The following is a 22,664-nucleotide window of genomic DNA, read 5'->3' as shown; positions in this document are numbered from 1 at the left end:
ACAGTTATTGCCATGAAAGCGAATTACGATCGCCTCGTTGTGCTTGATACCGAAACCACCGGTATGAACCGCGAAGGGGGGCCACATTACCAAGGCCACAATATTATTGAAATCGGTGCGGTTGAGATTATCAACCGCAAGCTGACGGGGCGGCACTTTCATGCCTACATTCAGCCTAAACGCGCGATCGATCCTGAGGCGATTTCGGTACACGGTATCACCGATGCCTTTTTGGCCGACAAGCCGCGATACGCGCAAATCCATCAAGCCTTTGTTGATTTTATTCAAGGGGCGGAGCTGATCGCCCATAACGCGCCCTTTGATGTGGGGTTTATGGATTATGAATTCAAAAACCTAGGTGTCTCGCTGCAAACCACTGAGCTTTGCACCATCACAGACACCTTAGCGATGGCGAAGAAAATCTTCCCTGGAAAGCGTAACAACCTTGATGTGTTGTGCGATCGCTACGGTATTGATAACTCTCGGCGAACGCTTCACGGCGCTTTGTTGGATGCGGAGATCCTTGCTGACGTATACCTATTAATGACCGGGGGACAAACTAACTTGTCATTTAATGCGGGTACTGAGACGGATAATGCGAGTCCAATGGCACCAAGAACCGTTAAGCGTCAGAAATCGCTAAAGGTTATTCCCGCATCGGCCGATGAAATGAGTGCGCACGAAGCGCGTTTAGACTTTATTGAGCAAAACGGTAGCTGTCTTTGGCGGCAGTAGGAGAAGGCATGAAGAAGCGATGGTGGGCGGTGTGTGTTTGTTTTCCCTTGTTGGCACACGCTAACGAGCAAGAAATTCGTCTGCTGGAAAATCGCTTCCGTGTTGATCCAACCATTGAACGTGCGGCCTTCGTGATTTATCGAGAAAAGCCAAGCATGCCAGTGGTGTTGGTACGCCCGGACGGCACCAAATATTATGCATGGCGCCACCCAGACAAAGTATCCTGGCATCAAGAATCAGACATGGACATCGTGTCGATTACCGACCCCATGCCAGGCCCATGGCAAGCGATTGGCCGAGTGAGCCCTGACAACAAAGTCCGTGTTTTAAGTGACTTGCGTATGCAGGTTGAAGACTTACCCAGTCGTCTTTATCAAGGCGAGGCGGTGAAGTTTACCGCACAGCTCATGCTGGGCGATAAGCCCCTTAACTTGCGTGACTTCATTGAGCGTGTCGATTTGACCGTACACTTTACTGAGTTCATCGAAGATCCGGAGTCGCTTAATCCCGATCAGCGGCCACAGCCCAAAGCATTAGGGCAATTTAGTGACGACGGCTCGGGGCTTGATGAAGCACCCAATGACGGCGTTTTCACCGTGTCTTTGCCGATTAACGTCATGCCAGGAAAATACCGCGCACGCGTGACCTCGGGTAACGGTATTTTTTTCCGTACTTTAGAGCAACAAGTCTTAGTTTACCCGACACCGTTAATGGCCACGTTTAAACAAAGCCAAGGAGAGGGCGAACCGCATCAATTGGTTGTTGAGTCCGAGCAGGCCAGTATTGAGCCAGGTAGCGTGTCTGTTCACGCCAAATTCACCGATACCGAAGGAAAAACGACGGTCTACCAAACAACCGCTGATGAAGAGCAGCAAACGATTACACTCGATATTCCTTATGCCAGTACACCTGGACAATACAAATGGCGGACAACCTTGTATGCGACGGATCAGTTATCGGGACGACCCTTGGTTTTTCCTCTTCCAGAACAAACCTTTGCGGTCACCGATTACGCGGCGCTGGAAGAAGCCGAAGCAGAGCGTGAAGCGCGTGAAAAAGCCATGATGGAAGCGGCGGAGGCGCGCCGCCAACAACGAGAGCGAGAAGAAGCACGAACCACTTCCCTGTTGATCATTGGATTAGGTAACTTATTGGTGATGCTGATAGGTGCCGCCACTTGGTTTGTCTTGCGAAAACGCAAAGCACGCAAATTGGCTGAAGCGGCGCAAGAGCTGGAAGCCCCTCCACTGGACAGCGACGGAGACGACCAAGCCAGTGAGCTTGACATGGATAGGCCGGATAAAAACGACTAGCACTGTGGTGCGAGTAAGCCCATCTATACGGGCAATAAAAAAGAGAGGGAAGCCCTCTCTTTTTACGTTACGCCATTGATGCAGGAAAATACGGTTAAGCCGCGTTATGCATCTTGCTCTCCTTGACCGAGGCGGCGGGCAGCTCTGACGGGTCAAAGTCATCCACATTGATCGTTTCAAGGCGGCCTTGCTCGGCTTCTCGCAATAGTGCAGCTTCTTGCTCGGTAATCACGCCGGCGCTCAAGCCTTTATCCGCGACTTGGTCGAGGAACATAAACGGCAGCTTCTCACCGATGCCATCACACACTTTTTTATGAATAGGCTCAGCATTCAAAATGTCATGCAGTGCCTTTTCAATATTACCAATCGCATTACCTGGCTCGAAGTACTGACCTCGGCCGAGGCGATCACGCGTTGCACTGGGTGATTGTAAAATGACAGCCAGTTTGCCATCGAGGCGATCGCCAGGCTGACGGCGTCCTTTACCCAGCGGGAATACCAGTACGCGCACCAAGCCAGCAACCACTCGATTCGGGAAGTTAGCGATAAAGCCATCCAGTGCTTGTTCAGCTTGGTACATGGCGTCTTGCATGCCCCAATGCACCAGAGGGAGATCCTCTTTCTGATAGCCTTCATCGGCATAACGTTTTATGGTGGCTGACGCAAGATAAAGCTGGCTCAGCACATCGCCAAGGCGCGCTGACAAGCGCTCTTTACGCTTGAGGTTGCCGCCTAATACTGCCATAGAGACATCGGCGAGTAGCGCGAGCGCGGCACTGTAGCGATTCATCTGCTGGTAATAACGACGTGTCGCGTCTTTGCGGGGAGATTTAGACAAACGACCATCGGTAAGACCAAGCCAGAAAGCACGTGCAACATTGCTAAACACAAAGCCAACATGACCAAATAAGGCCTTATCAAACGCCGCGAGGGCGGCTTGCTGATCGCTATTTTCGCTGGCACGAATCTCATCCAACACGAATGGATGGCAACGAATCGCACCTTGACCGAAGATGATCATTGAACGCGTCAGGATGTTAGCGCCTTCCACCGTGATGGCGATCGGCGACCCTTGATAGTTGCGTCCCAGGAAGTTTTTTGGTCCCAGACAGATGCCTTTACCGCCTACCACATCCATCGCATCAATCACACCTTGTTGACTGCGGTGAGTACAGTGATATTTAACGATGGCAGAAATGACCGAGGGCTTCTCGCCGATATCGATACCCGTCACCGTCAGCGCGCTGGCAGCATCCATCACGTAGGCGTTGCCAGCAATACGCGCGAGAGGCTCTTCAATCCCTTCCATTTTACCAATGGGGAGTTTGAACTGGCGGCGAATGCGTGCGTAAGCCCCTGTTGCTAGGGCGGCTGACTTTAGTCCCCCCGTGGTATTGGAGGGTAGGGTAATGCCGCGACCAATTGACAGGCACTCCATCAGCATACGCCAGCCTTGGCCTGCCATTTTCTGGCCACCAATAATAAAGTCCATCGGTACGAAGACGTCGTTGCCTTGAGTTGGACCGTTTTGGAAAGGCACGTTAAGCGGGAAATGGCGACGGCCAATTTCAACCCCTTCGAGGTCCGTTGGGATCAACGCACAGGTAATACCAAGTTCATCCTGATCGCCTAATAGGTGTTCAGGATCGCGTAGCTTAAACGCCAGACCCAACACAGTGGCAACCGGGGCGAGGGTAATATAACGTTTGTTCCAGGTGATTTTCATCCCCAGCACTTCTTCACCTTGCCACATACCTTTGGTGACCACACCATAATCAGGAATCGAGCCTGCATCAGAGCCCGCCTCTGGGCTGGTCAACGCAAAACAAGGGATTTCTTTACCTTGGGCCAAACGAGGGAGGTAATGGTCTTTTTGCTCTGTGGTGCCGTAATGCTGGAGCAATTCACCTGGGCCTAGTGAGTTAGGGACCCCCACGGTGGATGACAGCACACCAGAGACGCCTGACAATTTTTGCAGCACCAAGGATTGCGCGTAGGCAGAAAATTCCAAGCCACCATATTGCTTTTTGATGATCATGGCGAAGAATTTGTTGTCTTTCAAATATTGCCAAACATCCTCGGGCAGGTCAGCGAGTTCATGCGTGACTTGGTAGTCATCGACCATGCGGCAGACTTCGTTGACCGGTCCATCTAAAAATGCCTGCTCTTCCGCACTCAGCGTCGGGGCGGGAATGTCATGCAGTTTGTTCCAATCCGGCGCGCCGCGGAATAGGTCGGCTTCCCACCAGACTGTTCCCGCATCAATCGCTTCTTTTTCCGTCGCTGACATTTCTGGCATCACGGATTTAAATGCTTTGAAAGCGGGCTTGCTGAGCCAGTTGCGGCGAAACGTCACGATATTGAGCGGCAATGCGATCACGGCAAAGATCAACCAAGTGATCTCCCCGACGCTGCCCATGATTGTCCCTACAACTAGTCCGGCTGCGAGCACGGCAGTCGATACCAGCAGCTTAGCACGATGGTATGCGAGTACACCGGCCAGTATTAGCATGGCGGCGATATATAACCCTGTTGCCATCACGTCATCTCCTTAGGTTTTGGTTTGCCCTTACTGTCGTGGTAAGAGGTCGTACCACTCAATGTAAGCAAATAATTAACGAATTGTAAAATGATACGGTGTGACCTAGCTTGCAAGGTGAGAAAATCACCACTTGAGGATGAGGACAACTGGCAAGATAGGTTGCCATTCAAGCAAACGTGACCTGGCTCGCTTGTCGGAAGGGCTCGGCAGTCGACAGCCGTAAAACGATGCGGGTACACTGGCAGTCATGTGACGTTATGCCTGTCAGGCGAGAACGTCAGATATTTGTTAACAGTGGGAAGGTGCCATGTACCAAGATATTATTCGCGGTGAGCTGACAGAAGCTGCCGATGTGTTAACAGCGTTTTTAAGTGATGACAATAACATTCAGCAAATCGAGAAAGCCGCGAAACTGTTGGCCGATAGTTTTAAGGCCAGTGGCAAGGTGCTCTCTTGTGGCAATGGCGGCTCGCATTGTGATGCTATGCATTTTGCTGAAGAATTGACCGGGCGCTACCGAGAAAACCGTCCTGGTTATCCCGCGATTGCCATTTCAGATCCAAGCCATATTTCGTGCGTGTCAAATGACTTTGGCTACGAGTATATTTTCTCGCGTTATCTTGAGGCGGTGGGCATGAAAGGCGACGTGTTGTTTGGGCTATCTACATCGGGCAATTCGGGGAATATCCTCAATGCCATTGATGTCGCCAAACAAAAAGGCATGAAGACCATTATGCTTACGGGAAAAGACGGCGGCAAAATGGCAGGTCTCGCTGATATTGAAATCCGTGTGCCTCACTTTGGTTATGCGGATCGTATTCAGGAAGTCCATATCAAAATTATCCATATTCTTATCCAGCTAGTGGAAAAGGAAATGGCAGCGTAACCCCGCGGAGGTAGATGAAAGAATGTGCGAGCTGCTTGGCATGAGTGCCAACGTCCCAACCGATATTTGTTTTAGCTTTACTGGCTTGATTCAGCGCGGCGGTAAAACGGGTCCGCATCGCGATGGCTGGGGGATCACCTTTTATGAAGGCAAAGGGTTTCGCACCTTTAAAGATCCGGCACCCAGTAGCCAATCCAAGGTCGCAGAGCTGGTCACCAGTTATCCGATAAAAAGCTGTGCGGTGGTTAGCCATATTCGCCAAGCAAATCGAGGTGGGATCAGCTTAGAAAACACACATCCTTTCACTCGTGAGATCTGGGGGCGTTATTGGACGTTTGCTCACAATGGGCAGTTATCTGGGTTTGAGAGCCTGTATACTGGCCACTTTAAGCCTGTCGGGGAAACGGACAGTGAGAAAGCGTTTTGTTGGTTATTGAATGAGTTGTTTAAGCACTATCCGCAACAGCCAGACAATATGTGTGAGGTGTTTGACTTTATCGCTTCACGCTGTGATCGCCTGCGCGCGTTGGGTGTTTACAACATGCTGTTTAGCGATGGCGACTATGTCATGGCGTATTGTACCAATAATCTCCATTGGATCACGCGTCGCGCTCCGTTTGGAAAAGCTAGCCTGATCGACCAAGAGATGACGGTCGATTTTCATGAGCAAACCACGCCTAACGATGTGGTGACCGTGATTGCCACGCAACCCCTTACCAACAACGAGCGCTGGCATAAAATGGCTGAAGGGGAATATTGTGTGTTTCACTTTGGCGAGGTGTATTGCGCCAATCACACATCGGTATCTTAGCGAATAAAAAAGGCGCGAATGCGCCTTATTTTATGTTGTCAGTGTCTATACGAGCTACGCGTCTGCGGCATAGCCGGCGTGGCCGAGTGCCTGACCATCAAGCCTAGCGTGATCTTCCATCATCTTCAGGCGGCCATCGACAAACCACTTGACCACCAGTGGGTAGATCCTGTGCTCTTGTTGTTGGACGCGCGCGGCGACAGACTCTGCGTCGTCGTCCTCAAAAATAGGTACACGAGCTTGGAGTATCACGGGGCCACCGTCGAGCTCTTCAGTGACAAAATGCACCGATGTACCATGCTCGGTATCGCCAGCATCAATTGCACGCTGGTGGGTATGCAGTCCTGTGTACTTGGGGAGCAGGGAGGGGTGAATGTTGAGCATTCGCCCCGCATAGTGGGCAACGAAACCTGGGGTTAAAATACGCATAAAACCCGCCAGTACGACAAGGTCGGGCTGATAGGCATCTAGCGCTCGAATAAGCGCCGCATCATACTCTTCCCGGCTAGCATAATCGGTGTTGGCAACCACTTGAGCCGGTATCCCCGCGTGCTTGGCACGCGTGAGCCCATAGGCGTCAGCTTTATTGGCAATCACGGCGACAATGTTCGCGTGCTGCGCGTGAATGTTATCAATCAATGCTTGCAAATTGGAACCGCTGCCGGAAATCAAGACGACAATGCGCTTCATGCTTTCAGCTCCACCTGTGCGTCGTCGCCCGTCGCGTGAGCAATATGGCCCAGTTGCCAGGCGGTTTCGCCCGCTTGATTTAACAGGGTAATCGCTTTGTCAGCTTCAGCCTGAGGGAGTGCAATCACAAGTCCCACACCACAGTTAAAGGTGCGTAGCATTTCATAGTCACTGACGTTGCCTTTTTCTTGCAACCAGTTAAATACAGGCGGCCATTGCCAACTGGTGTTGTCGATCACCGCCTTGGTTCCAGCGGGCAATACGCGGGGGATGTTCTCCCAAAAGCCGCCACCTGTGATATGAGAAATTGCATGGATGGGCGCTTGCTCAAGCAGGGCTAATACCGATTTGACGTAAATGCGGGTCGGGGCTAGCAAGTGATCGATGAGTGGTTGGCCTTCTAGGTCGTCACTCAGGTTTGCTTGACTGACTTCGAGGATCTTTCGGATCAGCGAGTAGCCGTTTGAATGCGGGCCACTAGACGCAAGGCCAATCAAGGCGTCGCCATCGCTGACTTGGCTCCCATCAATGATGGCAGACTTCTCGGCAACACCGACACAAAAACCAGCCACATCGTAATCATCGCCGCTGTACATGCCAGGCATTTCCGCGGTCTCGCCGCCGATAAGGGCGCAACCTGCTTGCTGACAGCCTTGGGCGATACCCGTCACAACGTCCGCCGCGACGTCAACATCCAACTTGCCTGTTGCATAGTAGTCGAGGAAAAAGAGAGGCTCAGCACCTTGCACGATCAGATCGTTAACGCACATTGCAACCAGATCGATGCCGATAGTATCGTGTTTATTCGCATCCAGCGCTAAGCGCAGCTTGGTACCTACGCCGTCTGTACCAGAGACCAATACCGGTTCTTTGTATTTGGTTGGCAATGAACAAAGCGCGCCAAAGCCTCCTAGGCCTCCCATGACTTCGGGCCGGTGCGTTTGTTTTACTACCCCTTTAATGCGGTCGACTAGTGCGTTACCAGCGTCAATATCGACACCAGCGTCCTTATAGCTAAGAGATGATTGTTTACCGCTCACTGCAATTCCTCGCCGGAGTTGGAAGTCAAAAGTCGGCGCTATTCTATCAGTGGATTCAGAGAAAGGAAAACGTTTGCGTAGGCTGTTTGGCGAGAATCTGGGCGATATGTCAAGCCCTAAGCCTACGCTAGCAAAAACCTTTCATGTATACTACCGAGAATTTGTTTTTTGTAAGGAGTCTAAGATGAAGGTCGTGGAAGTAAGGCACCCGTTAGTCAAACATAAAATCGGCTTGATGCGCGAGCGAGATATTAGCACCAAACGGTTTCGCGAGCTTGCGACCGAAGTGGGCAGTCTGCTGACTTATGAAGCGACGTCTGACTTCGATACAGAAACAGTAACGATTGATGGCTGGGATGGCCCAGTTAATGTCGATCAAATCAAGGGCAAAAAAGTCACCGTGGTGCCTATTTTGCGTGCAGGCTTGGGCATGATGGATGGGGTGCTTGAGCATGTCCCAGGTGCGCGCATCAGTGTCGTTGGTGTGTATCGCGATGAAGAAACCCTAGAGCCTGTCCCTTACTTTCATAAACTAGCCAGTAATATCGACGAGCGCATGGCCTTGGTTGTGGATCCAATGTTGGCCACGGGGGGGTCGATGATTGCGACTATCGATTTGCTCAAAGAGCAGGGCTGTCAGCAGATCAAGGTCTTGGTATTGGTCTCTGCCCCAGAAGGGATTGAGGCATTGAAAAAAGCGCATCCTGATATTGAGCTTTATACGGCGGCTATCGATGAAAAGCTGGATGACAAAGGGTACATTGTACCTGGGCTTGGTGATGCCGGTGATAAGATTTTTGGTACCAAGTAAGCGTGCGTGAGCGGGCTAAGCCACTGCGTCAATGTCCGCTGAAGCATAAAAAACCCGCTCATTGGTAGCGGGTTTTTTCATACCAGAAGATAGCGCCTGACTCGTGTTGCAAAAACGACGCCTCTACGCAGTCAACGCCCCTATTCAGCCAACGTGGCCAAGTAACGCTGAATTTGAGCCTTAATGCCGGGGCCATCGAGCTCAAGCTCGGCGTGCACTTCTTGCTGGGTGCCTTGAGAGATAAAGCGATCGGGTAAACCGATTTGCCGTACAGGCTTGATAACCCCATGGCGCATCATCGCTTCAATCACCCCGGAGCCTGCACCGCCTGCGATCGCATTTTCTTCCACGGTGACTAGGCAGTCATGCGTCTTGGCCATGTCGAGTAGCAGCGCTTCATCTAAAGGTTTGGCAAAGCGCATATCAACCAAGGTGGCATCCAGCTCGTCTGCTGCTTCCTGAGCATGCGGCAATAAGGTACCAAAGTTGAGGATGGCTAACCGTGTTCCCCGACGTTTGATCACGCCTTTGCCAATCGGCATCGCTTGCATCTTCTGTTCAATCTCTGCACCGATACCACTGCCGCGAGGATAGCGCACCGCCGCTGGTCCATTATGAATATGGCCGGTATACAGCATTTGGCGACACTCGTTTTCATCACTTGGCGTCATCACCACCAAGTTGGGGACACAGCGTAAATAGCTTAAATCAAAAGCGCCTTGGTGGGTTTGGCCATCTGCGCCAACAATCCCGCCACGGTCAATGGCAAACAGCACGGGTAAATTCATGATCGCGACATCGTGAATGACTTGATCATAGGCGCGCTGTAGGAAGGTCGAATAAATGGCCACCACAGGGTGGTAGGTACCGATTGCCATGCCTGCAGCCAGCGTCACTGAGTGCTGCTCAGCAATGGCGACATCAAAATATTTGTCTGGGTGCGTTTTAGAAAAGCGCACCATGCCGGAGCCTTCGCGCATGGCTGGCGTAATCGCGAGTAACTTGTCATCTTGTTCCGCCATATCACATAGCCAGTCGCCGAACACATTAGAAAACGTTGGGCTCGCTGGCTTGGATTTAGGCAGCGTGTGTACACTGGGATCAAACTTAGGCACGGCATGGTACCCAATCGGATCTTTTTCCGCCGGCTCGTACCCTTTGCCTTTTTTGGTCATGACGTGCAAAAACTGCGGCCCTTTTAAATGGCGCATGTTTTTGAGGGTTTTGACTAACTCTTCGACATCGTGGCCATCAATTGGGCCAATGTAGTTAAAGCCCAGCTCTTCAAACATGGTGCCTGGGACAACCATGCCTTTAAGGTGCTCTTCCGCGCGGCGCACTAACTCTTTAATTGGTGGCGCGCCCGACAATACTTTCTTACCGCCTTCACGAATACTGGTGTAGACATTGCCAGAGAGGAGTTGGGCAAAATGATTATTCAGCGCTCCGACGTTTTCAGAAATGGACATCTCGTTGTCGTTGAGTACCACGAGCATATCGGGTTTGATATCACCGGCATGGTTCATGGCTTCAAATGCCATCCCAGCGGTGATTGCGCCATCGCCTATCACACTGACTACACGTCGATTCTGCCCCTCTTTTTGCGCACTAATGGCCATACCGAGCGCGGCGCTGATGGACGTTGAGGAATGACCAACCGACAGCACATCGTAGGGGCTTTCTCCGCGCCACGGAAAGGGGTGCAAACCGTCTTTTTTCCGGATAGTTTGCATGCGCTCACGTCGTCCAGTCAGGATCTTGTGTGGATAGGCTTGGTGCCCTACGTCCCAAACGAGGTGATCGAAGGGCGTGTTATACACATAGTGCAGCGCCACAGTCAGCTCCACGGTACCTAGCCCAGAGGCAAAGTGGCCACTTGAGTGACTGACCGTGTTGAGTAAATAGGTACGTAACTCTTCACAAAGCTGCGGCAGGTGATCGCGTGGTAAGGTACGCAACTCTTCCGGCGTATCAGCAAGAGCGAGAGTGGGGTATTTTGATATATCCAGTGTCATAATGGTTCGGCGCTTTTATTAATCATGCTAGTTGTTGCGCTCGATGATATATCGGGCAAAAACTTCCAATTGTTCGGTATTGTAGGGGATTGCCTCCAAGGCGTGTAGTGCCTCTCGGTAAAGTTGTTCGGCTTTTTCTTGTGCACCGGCCAGCCCCAGCAATGCCGGGTAGGTACTTTTATCTGCGTTTACGTCTGACCCTTGTGGCTTACCCAGTGTTTGGGTATCGCTGGTAATGTCCAAAATGTCGTCTTGAACTTGAAACGCGAGACCGATGGCGTCAGCAAAGCGATCAAGCGCACTTAAATGGCGCACGCCGGACTCGCCAGCGGCATAAGCGCCGAGCCTCACCGCCCCTTTGATCAATGCACCGGTTTTATTGTGGTGAATGCGTTTGAGTGCTTCAAGATCAACAGCACGTCCCTCCGCGGCTAAATCCAATGATTGTCCTAGGCACATACCCGCCGCACCGCTGGCCGTAGCCAAGGTTTTCACCATATGTATACGGTAAGGTTCGGCCGCTGGATTGAGTTCGCCTTCAGCCAGCACGGTAAAGGCCAGTGTTTGTAACGCGTCACCGGCCAAAATCGCGGTCGCTTCATCAAAGGCGACATGACAGGTTGGCTGCCCGCGTCGCAAGCTGTCGTTATCCATGGCAGGCAAATCATCATGAATCAACGAGTAGGCGTGAATACACTCCACGGCGACAGCCGGTGTATCAATTTGCGCAAGTGGCACACCAAACAACTGCCCTGTGGCATAGGTTAGAAAGGGGCGAATGCGTTTACCACCCAAGAGCAAACCATGGCGCATTGCCTGGATAAGCGGTTGATCTTGAGAGGATAAGGTATCAAGCCACGCTTCGAGTTGTTGATTACTTCGGGTTTGCGTTTCGCGCAGCGCATCGTGTACAACAGTGTTAATCATCGTCTTGAGGAGAAAACTCAGTCAGTGGCCCATCATCTTCTTGCGAAAGCAAGATCTCGACGCGTTGCTCTGCGTCTGCAAGGGTTTTTTGTCCTTGACGCGTGAGTGCAATGCCGCGTTCAAAACGTTTCATCGCGGTATCGAGGGGGAGTTCGCCGGACTCTAGCGCACCGACAATGCTATCTAACTCTTTGAGCGTGTCCTCAAAGGTCATATTTTCTGGTTTCTTCACAGCCATGATGCCATAAAATTAGAAAAGAGAGGCTAGACGGTAACTCAGTGGTTAAGGGCGGTCAAACCACTCGGCGTGTTTTTGTGTGCTTGGCGCCACCGTAGTAAAAGGCATGTTATCCTTGTTGGTATCGGCGTATTTACGCTAAACCTATAGGGTTGGTTGCCGATATAATCAATACCCTAAAAAATGAAAAACAATGACTTGATGTAATTTAAGGGAGACTGACGTGGATATAGCGACGCTCATCGGCATTATCGGCTCGTTCGCATTCGTAATAATGGCGATGCTGTTGGGCGGCACCATGAACATGTATTTTGATGTGCCATCGGTGCTTATCGTCATTGGCGGGAGTTTATTTGTTGTTCTCACCAAATACACCGTAGGACAGTTTTTTGCCTGTTTTAAAATTGCAGGCAAGGCGTTCATGTTCAAATCTGATGACCCAGAGGATCTGATTGCCAAAATCATTGAGATGGCTGACGCCGCCCGTAAGGGTGGCTTCCTCGCGCTCGAAGAGATGGAGGTCAGTAACTCGTTTATGCAAAAAGGCGTGGACTTGCTCGTCGATGGTCATGATGCCGACGTGGTTCGCGCCACACTGCACAAAGATATTAATCTTACCGAGGAGCGCCACGATCATGGCATCGGTTTTTACAGTGCCTTGGCTGATGTGGCGCCAGCGATGGGGATGATAGGGACCTTGATAGGGCTGGTGGCCATGCTATCGAACATGGATGATCCGAAGGCGATTGGCCCTGCAATGGCGGTTGCTTTGTTGACCACCATGTACGGTGCGATGTTGGCCAACATGGTGGCGACCCCCATCGCCAATAAACTTGCCTTGCGCAAGGAGCAAGAGAAACTGAATCGACGCTTGATTATGGACGGCTTACTTGCGATTCAAGATGGACAAAACCCGCGTGTCATTGATGGCTTTTTGAAAAATTATCTCAATGAGGGTAAGCGTGAGGTTGATGTCGATAATTAATCGGACTGAGGTTTTGGCTTCAGCGATCGCCAATTAAGGAGTCTTCATGGCACAACAACAAGAAGAAGAGGAATGCAAATGTCCGCCTCCCGGCTTACCGCCGTGGATGGGGACGTTTGCGGACTTGATGTCGCTTCTTATGTGCTTTTTCGTCCTTCTGTTGTCATTTTCAGAGATGGATGTGCTTAAGTTTAAGCAAATTGCCGGTTCAATGAAGTTCGCTTTCGGGGTACAAAATGTCCTTGAGGTGAAAGACATTCCCAAAGGGACCAGTGTGATTGCCCAGGAGTTCCGTCCGGGACGCCCAGAGCCGACACCGATTGAAGTCATCATGCAGCAAACCATTGATATGACGCAGCGCACCTTGGACTTTCAAGAGGGCGAAGATGATCGGTCGGGCGGCTCCCAACGCAATACATCAGATAAGGAAGGCGGCACCAGCGCCCAAGTGGCGTCACAATTGGAGCAGCAGCGAATGCAGCAGCAACTTGAGCAGCTGCAAAAGGCGTTGATGCAGGCGTTGCAACGCGAAATCGATGAAGGCGCGGTTGAAGTAGAGAATTTAGGGCAACAGTTGGTGATAAGGATCCGCGAAAGAGGAGCGTTTCCACAAAACTCGGCGTTTCTGCAGCCTAAGTTCCGCCCCATGGTGCGTCAAATCGCGCAACTGGTAAAAGACGTGCCGGGGGAAATAAAAGTCTCAGGACATACCGACAGCACACCTTTGGAGTCAGAGCTGTACCGATCCAATTGGGATCTCTCCGCACAGCGTGCGGTGTCAGTGGCACAAGAGATGGAGAAAGTGCCTGGTTTTAACCATTTAAGGATGAAAGTAGAAGGCCTGGCGGATACCAAGCCGCGTGCCCCGAACAACTCACCGGAAAACCGAGCATCTAACCGACGCGTGGAAATTGCTGTGATCCAAGGAAAACCCACCTATTCGGATGAAATCTCTACCGAGAACGCGGCTCCCAATGCCCCCTAGCGGCCTATCCCGGTGATAACTGACTGTCTGATAAGGCAAGTTATCACCGGTCACTCCCACTTTTTAGCGACGCAAAAATACCCGGTTTCAGCGGCAGCCTGGTTATTGTATAATCCGCGGCCTTGTTTCCAGCTGTATCGAACCGGTTATGAAGTTTATCGTTAAAATTCACCCTGAGGTGATCGTCAAAAGTGAGTCAGTCAGAAAGCGTTTTACAAAAATCCTCGAGTGCAATATTCGTAATATTTTAAAGCGTCGGACTGATAATACGGCGGTATATAACCGTCGGGATCACATTGAGGTGACGTTAAAACAACCTAACGAGCGCCAATTGGTTTTGGATGTGCTGACCAACACACCAGGCGTGCAAACTGTTCTTGAGGTTGAGCAAACCCTGTTTAACGATTTACATCATATCTATGAGCTCACTTTGGCGGACGTACGTCATCAAATCGAAGGCAAAACCTTTTGTGTGCGCGCTAAGCGTCGTGGGCAGCATGACTTTACCTCTATCGATCTTGAGCGCTATGTCGGTGGCGGATTAAACCAAGCCGTCCCGTCGGCCAGCGTGCAACTGAAAAAACCGGATGTCACCGTGATGATGGAAGTGGACCACGACAAGCTCAACGTGGTGAAACATCGTCACGCAGGCTTAGGCGGCTTTCCGCTCGGTACACAGGAAGATGTATTGAGCTTGATCTCTGGCGGGTTCGATTCAGGCGTTTCCAGTTATTTGCACATTAAACGCGGCAGTAAAGTGCACTACTGTTTCTTTAATCTAGGCGGAAAATCGCATGAAACGGGTGTGCAGCAGGTGTCTCATTACCTATGGAATAAATTTGGCTCGTCGGCCAAAGTGAAGTTTATTTCGATTGATTTTGAGCCAGTTGTTAACAACATCCTGGAAAATATCGATAACGCGCAAATGGGCGTGGTGCTTAAGCGTATGTTTATGCGTGCGGCGGCCATGGTGGCCAAACGGTTTGGTATTCAGGCACTGGTGACCGGTGAGGCGTTAGGACAGGTGTCGAGCCAAACACTGACCAACCTGCGCATGATTGATAATGTCACCGATAGCTTGATTTTGCGTCCACTGATTAATTGGGACAAAGAAGACATTATTCAAACGGCGCGTAAAATTGGTACGGAAGATTTCGCCAAGACCATGCCTGAGTATTGTGGCGTGATTTCCAAAAAGCCAACGGTGAAAGCCGAAAAAGCTAAGCTGGAACACGAAGAAACCAAATTTGATTTTAGCTTGCTAGAACAAGTGGTTGATAACGCCACTGTGATGGATATCCGTGATATCGAAGCATTGAGCCAAGAAAAAGCGCCGGAAGCGGAGCTGGTTAATGAGGTAGAGAACGGCGCGGTCGTGCTTGATATTCGCAGCCGTGAAGAGCAAGAAGATAAGCCTCTTGAGATTGAAGGCGTCGATGTCGTGCATATTCCCTTCTTTAAACTGGCGACCCAGTTTGGCGACCTTGACCAAACGAAAACCTATTTGCTCTATTGCGAGCGAGGCGTGATGAGTCGCTTGCAGGCGCTGTATCTTAAAGATATGGGCTTTGAGAATGTCAAAGTGTATCGGGTGTAACGCAGTTTTGCCGCAATAAAAACAGGCAGCCATTTGGCTGCCTGTTTACGTTTGAGCCTTGCATGAGCCTAGCCTTCTGTAAACTTTTTCTCGTAATGCAGTTGAGGCAGAGGCATCATCGGCTCCGCGACTTGCCATGCCAAGGCTTTGCCGCCGAGCACGTGAACGATTTCAATCGCGAACTCCATTGCCGAGCCTGGCCCCTGACTGGTAATTAAACGGTGGTCATAATCGGTCATCACGCGGCGGCGGCTTAGCCATTGCTCTGGGATCTGATCGCTAACGCTCGGGTGACAACTCATGTGTGACTGTGGGAATAGCTGGTGGCGTTGTAGTACCAAAGCTGGTGCGGCACAAATCGCAGCGACCCAAGCATTGTCGCTCTGTTGTTGTTTAACCATTTCAGTCACAAGGTTGCTGTCCCCCAAACACTGCGCGCCTTCAATCCCTCCGGGTAAGATCACACAGTCAAATGGTTGATCGGCCACCATCGCCAGCGCCGCGTCGCAAACTAGCTTCACGCCACGCGAGCAGGTTAGCGTCAGCGCGCCATCCGGATCAGCACTGGCCACAGTGACGTTAAAGCCGGCGCGCTTCATGACATCAATGGCGGTCACGGCTTCCATTTCTTCAGTGCCGTTAGCAATACAAATCAGGATGCGTTTGTCACTCATGATGATTCCTTATTCCTTTGTGCTTGTTGCATGGCTTGATAAAGCTGCTGGTGATGTGGGGTTGAGATCTGGTGTGCCTGTGCGCGTTGTAACACATAGCCTGTAATGTATTCCAGCTCTGTGGAGCGCTGATAAAACACATCCCGATTCATTGAAGAGTAGTTGTCTGCGGTTGCCTTGGCGACCGTTTCCACGCGTTGACGCACTTCGGTGGCAGAGGCAAGGATCCGCTCTGCTCGCATTACAGTGGCCAACTCTTGGCACAGCGCATCAATGATTGGCTCATAATCAAGCTTGAGCAACTCACCATTTTTTATCCCGTGTAAAGCGGTGAGCGGGTTGATGACGCTATTGACTGCCAGTTTATACCATAGCGATTCAATGATATTGGTTTGCCAGGTTGCTGTCGGCAAGGCATGATCCAACACATCGGCGAGAAACTGGCAGGCTTCACCGGCTTTGTTACCTGCCCCGAGCGCCGTGGGGCCATTGCCCGTATGTTGATACTCGCCTGTTTCAGCACGAAATACACCTTGTGAGGTGGTTGCGAGTAGCAGCGGTTGGCTGGCTGGTAGAGAATCAATGAGCCATTGATGCGGTCCCATGCCGTTATGCATCAACATCACCATGGTCTCCGGCTCAAGATGAGTAAAGCACGGGGTTAAGGCTGCTTGCACGTCATAGGCTTTGGTGCATACCAGCCAAAGATCACTGTATCGAAGTACGTCTGGTTGATTGGCGGGCAAGGTAAGGGAGGCGCCGTCCAGGTTGAGCTCTCGCTGATGAGCGCTATCGCGGGTGATAAGATGAACGTGATGACCCGCTTGGCTTAATTTTACCGCCCATAAGGTGCCGATCGCACCAGCGCCTATCAAGGTGATCCGCATGACACTTGCCTATCGATGAAAAGGCCAGTGTATCACAGACAATATAGAGCAGGGAGCGAAGCGCCGGCAGGGACCGGCGCTGGATAGATTAGAACTTGTAGGTCGCGCTAAGGTAGTGAGAAATACCCGAGCTTTCAGTTGTACCGGCATCTTCAATTAAGTAGACGTCATTGTACGCTTTTAGGCCGTAACCAAGGGCGTAGTTATCTGAGTGCCAGTACAGGCCGTTAAACATCGCACCGCCATGGGTCGCCTGACTGCTGCCTTTAAAGGTATCGTCGGCACCGAATTGGTAATCGATATAACCTTGGTACGACAGGAAGCTGCCATTGTCGAAAAAGTGGAAAGGTTTAAACCAGTTAGTCGAGAACTGATAGCCATTCCAATCTTTTTTATTGATGTCATACAAGCCATAAAGGTTCATGCCCACTTTGCCAAACCAAGGTAGCTCAACATCGGCACCGATACCCCAGAATGAATTATTTGTGTCTGACTTACCGCCCCCCCAGTTAAACAAGGTCGAGAAGTAGACTTCTTGTACAGGGCCAAACGACAAGTCTTGTCCGGTGATGCCATCAATCGAGAAGCGTGGCGCCAATTTCATGAAGGACTTAGCGGCGTCTTTCTTATTGTTGTTGTCGCTGTCGCTTTCTGCCAAGTCAAAAATATCCACATAACCATAGAGATCGACCACGCCTTTACGGCCGCCAAACTCCATTTCTAGATAGTTGTGGTCTTTATCGGTGTCATCACCAAATTGCGGCTTTTCGTTAATGGCATACATGGCATTAAACTGAAGCCATTTATGATCATTTTTGTAAATGTCATCCGAGTAATCGGCGGCGTTGGCAACGGATACACCGCTGGCGGCGATAACGGCGAGTGCGAGTAGGGATTTTTTCATAGTGACTGCCTCTGCTGGGTCTTGTTGTTGCGCAGTGCGCATTGGACAGAGGCAGTATATTGATTAAGTTCACTATAAAGAATGTAATAAACATAGACACAAAAAAAGGCTGTGATCCGCGGCAAGTTGTAAAGCGTTGCATGACAGTTTTATGTGATCTTTGTTACTAAAACAATCACAGCGTCGCACAAAATTTTGCACTCCACTGTGATATGTCAGGGTTAGTCGCGACGGGAATCTAGGCAGTGTCCAGCACGCTTATCATTTTGTGACGGAGGTTGGCGAAAGTGCCTGCCAATATAGATCAGCATGACCAGTCCCGGGATCACCATTAACGCAGTTATTACGAAAAATGTTGACCAGCTATCGAGCCAGTCGACCATCATGCCACTGAATGACGCGACTGTGGTGCGGCCTAAATTCCCCAAGGACGCGAGCAGCGCATATTGGGTGGCTGAGAACGCGCGACCGGTTAAGAAGGTTAAAAAGGAGACAAACGCAATGGTGGCAAACGCTGAGGTAAAGTTGTCTACCAAAATCGCCCCCAGTAGCAGATGCTCGTTGGGGCCGACCATCGCAATCCACGCGAACATTAAGTTGCTGGATGCCATGGCGACACCGCCAATAAATAGGCCTTTAATCACGCCAAAACGCAGATTAATGTAGCTGCCAATCAGGGTGTAGACCACGGTGAGTCCCCAGCCGACCAGCTTGGAGTAATAGCCAATTTGCTCATTAGTAAAGCCGACATCTTTGTAAAACACAATCGACATACGGCCGAGAAAGGCTTCGCCCAATTTGAATAAAAACACAAACAACAACAGCGTGAGGGCTACATTGATACCGTTGCGACGAAAGAACTCGGCAAAAGGTTCCACGACGGTGACGGCAAACCAAGCTTGGAAGCCACTATAGCCTTGATTGAGGTAATGTTTGGTGGCCTTGTCTTGGCGCTGTTCGCGATCACTGACAGGCTCTTTGACATACAGGGTAGCCAAGATCATTAAGCCGACAAAGCCGGCCATAATCACATAAACTTGGTTCCACCCCATGGCATCGGCATTAATAAAACCGATATAGCCAGGCACGGAATAACCTGTCCACCAACCAATGACCGACATGGCCGAGGCGAGCGGAAACTTCTCGGTTTCGTGCTCGGCGAAGTTATCGATACGGAAGGCATCAATGGCGATATCTTGCGTGGCTGATGCGAGGGCGATAGAAAAAATCAATGACGAAAGAACCAGAGTGGTGACCCATGGGTCGATCGCTTGCAGGCCTTGCATGTTAACGCGAGACAAGGCCAAGGTGGCTAAAAGCATCAATGATTGTGTCACCACAATCCAGCTGCGGCGATGGCCGAGCTTCTCATTCAATACCGGGATCTTAAGCCTATCGAGCAGGGGGGCCCACAAAAAGTTGACGGCGTAAAGGACAAACACAGAGCCAAAAAGGCCAATGGCCGTGCGCGATAACCCCTCATCGGCGAGCCAACCATTTAAGTTGGAGCCAATTAATACCCAAGGGAAACCACTGCAGCACCCCATTAAAAAAACAAAGAGCAGGCGACGGTCGGCGTAGGCCGCCAAGGTCGTTTTTAGCTTGGATGACTGCATAGCAAAGGGCCTACATGAATACTAGGGTGACGACACACGGTCGATAGCGGTAATAATAATCGGTTGTTGAGGGACGTCCTGCATCCGTTTGCTGGGGATAGTAACGGTTGGCTGCTCGGTCATGGTCAGGATAGTGTTAAATCCTTCCACCACGCGGCCAAACACGGTATACCCCAGCTTATTGGGAGTTGCATCTAAAAAGCCATTATCACTGACATTGATGTAAAACTGGCGGGTGGCAGAGTCCGGATCTTGGGTTCTGGCCATCGCGATAGTCGCGCGACGGTTACGCAGGCCATTACGCGACTCATTATCGACTGGCTCATAGGATGGACGGCGATTGAGGTCTTTATCAAATCCGCCTCCTTGTACGACAAAACGTGGGATCACCCGATGAAATTGGGTGCCGATGTAACTGCCATCCTCGACATAGCGTAAAAAGTTGCTGACCGTCTTGGGGGCTTTGTCCTCATTAAGTTGCAAGACAAAGTCTCCTTGGGTTGTTTCAACGGCTACCATCACATTGGCTTGCACTGGCGCAACCGCCAGTGCAAGTACCCATAAAAGTGCGCGTACCTTCATGATTAAAAGTGCGCTTTCATGTGATCAAGCAGTTGCTCATCATTGGCGATGTCTTGTAAGACAGCTTCCAGCAGGTTGTTTAATGCCATTTCGATATCATCAGGCGAGGCGCTGCTAACGCCGCTTTGGGTTGATTTGCCGGTATAACGTTTTACAAAGCGGCCATCGGGCGATTCAGCGACCAGTTGCAGCTGTACGGACGCTTCCATATCGTGCTTAAACACCGTGTGTTTTACACGAACTAACGCGTCGAGAATATCTAAACGTAGCATGCCAGGGCCGTTCGCCACGACGCGGAACCCTTGTGCAGAAAGCTGGCGTGAAAGTGTGTCTTCAAGAACCACGCGCAAGTTTTGGCTGGCATGTAAAGGTTTGACATTGGAGCGACCGCTATCAATCACCGCGACGAACTGAGCCGTCCGTAAGTCCTTACTCTTTACCACCACAGGAAGATTGTTGACCTGTTGCTGATTGGATGACGCTGGAGACGGTGCAATCGTTAGTTGTGGCTCGCGAGGTGTTGAGCAGCCCGCTAGGACTAGCACAGCGGCGGCAATAATCAGTTTCTTCATGGGGTTCAGCATCCTTTTGTTAAAATTGGGCGTTGACTGCCTTGAGAATAACGAATTTTTTATTTGACGCAACGACAGTCACGTTACCAAAAAGACGTTTTAGCTTAGTATGATAGCCAAGATGACGATTGCCAATGACTAAAAGCGCACCATTCGTGGTCAGAACACGTTTTGCGTCACAAAACATTTGCCAAGCAATGTGATCAGTGATGGTTTGTTGCTGGTGAAAGGGTGGGTTACATAACACTAGGTCAATATCTGTGGGTTCAAAACCGGTAAGGCAATCTCGTGCTTCACATTGGAAACGGCGCGCGTCAATACCATGGCTTTCAAGGTTGTGTTTTGCGCTGGCGACGGCCATATGGCTTTCATCGACCGCATAAATGTATGCCTGTGGGTTGGTACGTGCCGCCTGCAGGGCAAGCACACCATTACCACAGCCTAAATCCACTATTTTTCTTTCGTCGCGCGAACTTGGGATTTGCGGAAGCATTAAGTAAGCCGCGATATCCAGCTTTTTGGCGGAAAAAACATTGGGCCAATTAGCCAAGCGCATCGAAAACTCAGGCACATCGACATAGCTAAGTGGCTCGGTTGGCTTTTGAGTCTGGGCGTTAGCGGTAACAAAAATCAAGCGCGCTTTTTTCTTTGCCAACGAGGTGGTGGTTGCCCCAAGCCAGTGCTCAAACTGATTCAGCGTAGAGGTATGGATCTCTTTTGCCTTGGCACCGGCGAGGATGCGTGTGGCCGGTGTCGTCACAGAAGCCAGTTGCTGAAGTTGCCATGCCAACATTTTACTGCTTTTAGGCACCCGCATGAGCACCGCATCAAGCCGTTTAGGCAGTGGTTCCGTACTCTTTACCAGCTCAATGTCTGGAAGCTGGTTTTGGCGAAGATTCTCGAGGGTTGCTTGTTGTGACACCACGGAGTCGCTGACGGAGACCACGTCACAACCCAGCGCGCTTGCCCAACAACTCAACGCGCCAAATTGATCATTGAGAATTAAAACCCGATCGCCGGCCTCAAGTTGCCAGGTGCTAGCGTGCTCAATGATATATTCATCTGCCGCATCAAAGGCCTGGAGCGTTTCATTTTTTCGGCGCGGGTAGCGGTGTAGTGTCAGGGGAGATTCGCCGCTTGGGGTTGCAAGTTCTGTTTTCATGGGAGCGTTTGCGTCGGAGGTCACAGACTGCGTATATTGTCGCACTCACACCACAACTGCAATTCAAACTCGGTGCGTATGCCATTAATGATGGCGTGATCAGGCTATTGAATTCGCAATTTTATAGATAACGACTAAGATCTGGGCAACTTGCCCTTAATCGGTTGGGGAAGCCATGAAAATTCAAACGCAAATTACAGAGAAACTGACCCAGGCTTTTGCGCCTGTTCATCTTGATGTCCGCAATGAAAGCTACATGCATAACGTACCTGAAGGGGCAGAGAGCCACTTTAAGGTTGTCGTGGTATCAGATGAGTTTGAAGGTAAGCGTTTAATACAGCGTCATCGTGCTATCAATACCACTTTGGCGGACGAGCTCGCTGATGATATTCATGCATTGGCCATTCACACTTACACCCCAGAAGAGTGGCAAGAGCAAGCACATGCGCCAGACTCACCCGCATGTCGCGGTGGTGGTTTGAAATAAGAGTTAGCCAATGTGCTTAGGCGTGTTGATTCTTCACGTTATGGCAACAAATTCTTACATAAAGTCGTCGTTGGCGTGCCTATCAATGCGTCGCTTGGCACACAACGCCAAGGGCTTGAGGTTGGGTACCCTAACCTTAAAGCGAGCAAAAAAACAACAGTAAAACTGTGAGCTTACAACGAGCATTGTTTGTACAGGTATGCAT

General features: G+C 50.7%; 22 protein-coding genes. 9 read left to right on the top strand and 13 right to left on the bottom strand.

The features are described 5' to 3' along the window. The first annotated feature begins 12 nt into the window (after window positions 1-12). Together dnaQ and BZG72_RS02660 are read left to right on the top strand one after the other, a co-directional pair. Complete coding sequence (gene dnaQ / locus BZG72_RS02665; RefSeq protein ID WP_077666004.1) at window positions 13-735, top strand: DNA polymerase III subunit epsilon; 723 nt, start codon at window positions 13-15, stop codon at window positions 733-735. An 8-nt stretch (window positions 736-743) separates the two neighbouring features. Next, a complete protein-coding gene (locus tag BZG72_RS02660; protein WP_077666003.1) occupies window positions 744-2,048 on the top strand; it encodes a TIGR03503 family protein in 1,305 nt (434 codons plus the stop codon). Between the two features lie 94 nt (window positions 2,049-2,142). On the opposite strand, the gene fadE is transcribed toward BZG72_RS02660, so the two are convergent. Continuing rightward, window positions 2,143-4,587: an acyl-CoA dehydrogenase FadE gene (gene fadE / locus BZG72_RS02655; protein WP_077666002.1), complete on the bottom strand. Its 2,445-nt coding sequence runs from the start codon at window positions 4,585-4,587 to the stop codon at window positions 2,143-2,145. A 310-nt stretch (window positions 4,588-4,897) separates the two neighbouring features. On the opposite strand from fadE, the gene lpcA reads away from it, so the two are divergent. Further along, window positions 4,898-5,476, top strand: a complete 579-nt coding sequence (gene lpcA, locus BZG72_RS02650) for a D-sedoheptulose 7-phosphate isomerase (RefSeq protein WP_077666001.1) — start codon at window positions 4,898-4,900, stop codon at window positions 5,474-5,476. Between the two features lie 22 nt (window positions 5,477-5,498). After that, window positions 5,499-6,287 carry a class II glutamine amidotransferase gene (locus BZG72_RS02645; protein ID WP_077666000.1) on the top strand — a complete coding sequence of 263 codons (789 nt, stop codon included), beginning with the start codon at window positions 5,499-5,501 and terminating at the stop codon, window positions 6,285-6,287. 54 nt (window positions 6,288-6,341) lie between these two features. Here the strand turns inward: BZG72_RS02645 and purN are convergent, their stop codons facing one another. Then, the gene (gene purN, locus BZG72_RS02640; RefSeq protein ID WP_077665999.1) at window positions 6,342-6,977 is read right to left on the bottom strand and encodes a phosphoribosylglycinamide formyltransferase; all 636 of its coding nucleotides are present in this window, start codon (window positions 6,975-6,977) and stop codon (window positions 6,342-6,344) included. Next, window positions 6,974-8,017 (bottom strand): phosphoribosylformylglycinamidine cyclo-ligase, encoded by a 1,044-nt coding sequence (purM, locus tag BZG72_RS02635; RefSeq protein ID WP_077665998.1) that lies wholly within the window; start codon window positions 8,015-8,017, stop codon window positions 6,974-6,976. The genes purN and purM overlap by 4 nt, the downstream gene beginning before the upstream one ends. 184 nt (window positions 8,018-8,201) lie before the next feature. Between purM and upp the strand changes: the two genes are divergently transcribed. Next, window positions 8,202-8,828, top strand: coding sequence for a uracil phosphoribosyltransferase (upp, locus tag BZG72_RS02630; protein WP_046073769.1), 627 nt, complete (start codon window positions 8,202-8,204; stop codon window positions 8,826-8,828). Between the two features lie 140 nt (window positions 8,829-8,968). Here upp and dxs read toward each other — a convergent pair whose 3' ends face one another. From dxs to xseB, 3 genes are read right to left on the bottom strand one after another with little or no spacing between them, the layout of a single operon-like run. Beyond that, window positions 8,969-10,843 carry a 1-deoxy-D-xylulose-5-phosphate synthase gene (gene dxs, locus BZG72_RS02625; protein ID WP_077665997.1) on the bottom strand — a complete coding sequence of 625 codons (1,875 nt, stop codon included), beginning with the start codon at window positions 10,841-10,843 and terminating at the stop codon, window positions 8,969-8,971. Window positions 10,844-10,870: 27 nt separating this feature from the next. Then, window positions 10,871-11,770 (bottom strand): (2E,6E)-farnesyl diphosphate synthase, encoded by a 900-nt coding sequence (gene ispA / locus BZG72_RS02620; protein ID WP_046073767.1) that lies wholly within the window; start codon window positions 11,768-11,770, stop codon window positions 10,871-10,873. After that, complete coding sequence (xseB, locus tag BZG72_RS02615; protein WP_046073766.1) at window positions 11,763-12,008, bottom strand: exodeoxyribonuclease VII small subunit; 246 nt, start codon at window positions 12,006-12,008, stop codon at window positions 11,763-11,765. The genes ispA and xseB overlap by 8 nt, the downstream gene beginning before the upstream one ends. 223 nt (window positions 12,009-12,231) lie before the next feature. On the opposite strand from xseB, the gene pomA reads away from it, so the two are divergent. From pomA to thiI, 3 genes are all read left to right on the top strand, one after another. After that, a complete protein-coding gene (gene pomA, locus BZG72_RS02610; RefSeq protein WP_046073765.1) occupies window positions 12,232-12,993 on the top strand; it encodes a flagellar motor protein PomA in 762 nt (253 codons plus the stop codon). A gap of 46 nt (window positions 12,994-13,039) precedes the next feature. Further along, on the top strand, window positions 13,040-13,978 hold the full coding sequence (locus tag BZG72_RS02605) for a flagellar motor protein MotB (protein ID WP_077605803.1): 939 nt from the start codon (window positions 13,040-13,042) through the stop codon (window positions 13,976-13,978). Between the two features lie 148 nt (window positions 13,979-14,126). Continuing rightward, window positions 14,127-15,575, top strand: a complete 1,449-nt coding sequence (gene thiI, locus BZG72_RS02600) for a tRNA uracil 4-sulfurtransferase ThiI (protein WP_077578624.1) — start codon at window positions 14,127-14,129, stop codon at window positions 15,573-15,575. A 68-nt stretch (window positions 15,576-15,643) separates the two neighbouring features. Here thiI and BZG72_RS02595 read toward each other — a convergent pair whose 3' ends face one another. The 7 genes from BZG72_RS02595 to BZG72_RS02565 all read right to left on the bottom strand — a co-directional run bounded on the left by BZG72_RS02595 (window position 15,644) and on the right by BZG72_RS02565 (window position 21,972). Further along, complete coding sequence (locus BZG72_RS02595; RefSeq protein ID WP_077638632.1) at window positions 15,644-16,249, bottom strand: DJ-1 family glyoxalase III; 606 nt, start codon at window positions 16,247-16,249, stop codon at window positions 15,644-15,646. Beyond that, window positions 16,246-17,136 carry a 2-dehydropantoate 2-reductase gene (locus tag BZG72_RS02590; RefSeq protein WP_077638631.1) on the bottom strand — a complete coding sequence of 297 codons (891 nt, stop codon included), beginning with the start codon at window positions 17,134-17,136 and terminating at the stop codon, window positions 16,246-16,248. The genes BZG72_RS02595 and BZG72_RS02590 overlap by 4 nt, the downstream gene beginning before the upstream one ends. An 88-nt stretch (window positions 17,137-17,224) precedes the next feature. Next, window positions 17,225-18,040: a nucleoside-specific channel-forming Tsx family protein gene (locus BZG72_RS02585; RefSeq protein ID WP_046073870.1), complete on the bottom strand. Its 816-nt coding sequence runs from the start codon at window positions 18,038-18,040 to the stop codon at window positions 17,225-17,227. A gap of 221 nt (window positions 18,041-18,261) precedes the next feature. Beyond that, window positions 18,262-19,656 carry an AmpG family muropeptide MFS transporter gene (locus BZG72_RS02580; RefSeq protein ID WP_077665996.1) on the bottom strand — a complete coding sequence of 465 codons (1,395 nt, stop codon included), beginning with the start codon at window positions 19,654-19,656 and terminating at the stop codon, window positions 18,262-18,264. A 21-nt stretch (window positions 19,657-19,677) separates the two neighbouring features. Continuing rightward, window positions 19,678-20,238 carry a peptidylprolyl isomerase gene (locus BZG72_RS02575; RefSeq protein ID WP_077665995.1) on the bottom strand — a complete coding sequence of 187 codons (561 nt, stop codon included), beginning with the start codon at window positions 20,236-20,238 and terminating at the stop codon, window positions 19,678-19,680. Window positions 20,239-20,240: 2 nt separating this feature from the next. Beyond that, on the bottom strand, window positions 20,241-20,810 hold the full coding sequence (locus tag BZG72_RS02570; RefSeq protein ID WP_046073758.1) for a YajG family lipoprotein: 570 nt from the start codon (window positions 20,808-20,810) through the stop codon (window positions 20,241-20,243). A gap of 19 nt (window positions 20,811-20,829) precedes the next feature. Further along, on the bottom strand, window positions 20,830-21,972 hold the full coding sequence (locus BZG72_RS02565) for a methyltransferase (protein WP_077665994.1): 1,143 nt from the start codon (window positions 21,970-21,972) through the stop codon (window positions 20,830-20,832). 175 nt (window positions 21,973-22,147) lie between these two features. Here BZG72_RS02565 and bolA point away from each other — a divergent pair, with 175 nt between their 5' ends. Next, complete coding sequence (gene bolA / locus BZG72_RS02560; protein WP_046073756.1) at window positions 22,148-22,459, top strand: transcriptional regulator BolA; 312 nt, start codon at window positions 22,148-22,150, stop codon at window positions 22,457-22,459. Window positions 22,460-22,664: the final 205 nt, after the last annotated feature.

It is taken from the genome of Salinivibrio sp. PR6, assembly GCF_001995955.1.
In the GTDB taxonomy this organism is placed as follows: domain Bacteria; phylum Pseudomonadota; class Gammaproteobacteria; order Enterobacterales; family Vibrionaceae; genus Salinivibrio; species Salinivibrio siamensis.
Note: the sequence above shows the minus strand (reverse complement) of the source record. Positions and strands in the feature narration are given on the sequence as shown.

Excerpts from the sequence above, each read along its gene's own strand:
- dnaQ (WP_077666004.1), top strand. The coding sequence starts at position 13 with ATGAAAGCGAATTACGATCGCCTCGTTGTGCTTGATACCGAAACCACC.
- BZG72_RS02660 (WP_077666003.1), top strand. The coding sequence starts at position 744 with ATGAAGAAGCGATGGTGGGCGGTGTGTGTTTGTTTTCCCTTGTTGGCA.
- fadE (WP_077666002.1), bottom strand. The coding sequence starts at position 4,587 with ATGGCAACAGGGTTATATATCGCCGCCATGCTAATACTGGCCGGTGTA.
- lpcA (WP_077666001.1), top strand. The coding sequence starts at position 4,898 with ATGTACCAAGATATTATTCGCGGTGAGCTGACAGAAGCTGCCGATGTG.
- BZG72_RS02645 (WP_077666000.1), top strand. The coding sequence starts at position 5,499 with ATGTGCGAGCTGCTTGGCATGAGTGCCAACGTCCCAACCGATATTTGT.
- purN (WP_077665999.1), bottom strand. The coding sequence starts at position 6,977 with ATGAAGCGCATTGTCGTCTTGATTTCCGGCAGCGGTTCCAATTTGCAA.
- upp (WP_046073769.1), top strand. The coding sequence starts at position 8,202 with ATGAAGGTCGTGGAAGTAAGGCACCCGTTAGTCAAACATAAAATCGGC.
- dxs (WP_077665997.1), bottom strand. The coding sequence starts at position 10,843 with ATGACACTGGATATATCAAAATACCCCACTCTCGCTCTTGCTGATACG.
- ispA (WP_046073767.1), bottom strand. The coding sequence starts at position 11,770 with ATGATTAACACTGTTGTACACGATGCGCTGCGCGAAACGCAAACCCGA.
- xseB (WP_046073766.1), bottom strand. The coding sequence starts at position 12,008 with ATGGCTGTGAAGAAACCAGAAAATATGACCTTTGAGGACACGCTCAAA.
- BZG72_RS02605 (WP_077605803.1), top strand. The coding sequence starts at position 13,040 with ATGGCACAACAACAAGAAGAAGAGGAATGCAAATGTCCGCCTCCCGGC.
- thiI (WP_077578624.1), top strand. The coding sequence starts at position 14,127 with ATGAAGTTTATCGTTAAAATTCACCCTGAGGTGATCGTCAAAAGTGAG.
- BZG72_RS02595 (WP_077638632.1), bottom strand. The coding sequence starts at position 16,249 with ATGAGTGACAAACGCATCCTGATTTGTATTGCTAACGGCACTGAAGAA.
- BZG72_RS02590 (WP_077638631.1), bottom strand. The coding sequence starts at position 17,136 with ATGCGGATCACCTTGATAGGCGCTGGTGCGATCGGCACCTTATGGGCG.
- BZG72_RS02585 (WP_046073870.1), bottom strand. The coding sequence starts at position 18,040 with ATGAAAAAATCCCTACTCGCACTCGCCGTTATCGCCGCCAGCGGTGTA.
- BZG72_RS02580 (WP_077665996.1), bottom strand. The coding sequence starts at position 19,656 with ATGCAGTCATCCAAGCTAAAAACGACCTTGGCGGCCTACGCCGACCGT.
- BZG72_RS02575 (WP_077665995.1), bottom strand. The coding sequence starts at position 20,238 with ATGAAGGTACGCGCACTTTTATGGGTACTTGCACTGGCGGTTGCGCCA.
- BZG72_RS02570 (WP_046073758.1), bottom strand. The coding sequence starts at position 20,810 with ATGAAGAAACTGATTATTGCCGCCGCTGTGCTAGTCCTAGCGGGCTGC.
- BZG72_RS02565 (WP_077665994.1), bottom strand. The coding sequence starts at position 21,972 with ATGAAAACAGAACTTGCAACCCCAAGCGGCGAATCTCCCCTGACACTA.
- bolA (WP_046073756.1), top strand. The coding sequence starts at position 22,148 with ATGAAAATTCAAACGCAAATTACAGAGAAACTGACCCAGGCTTTTGCG.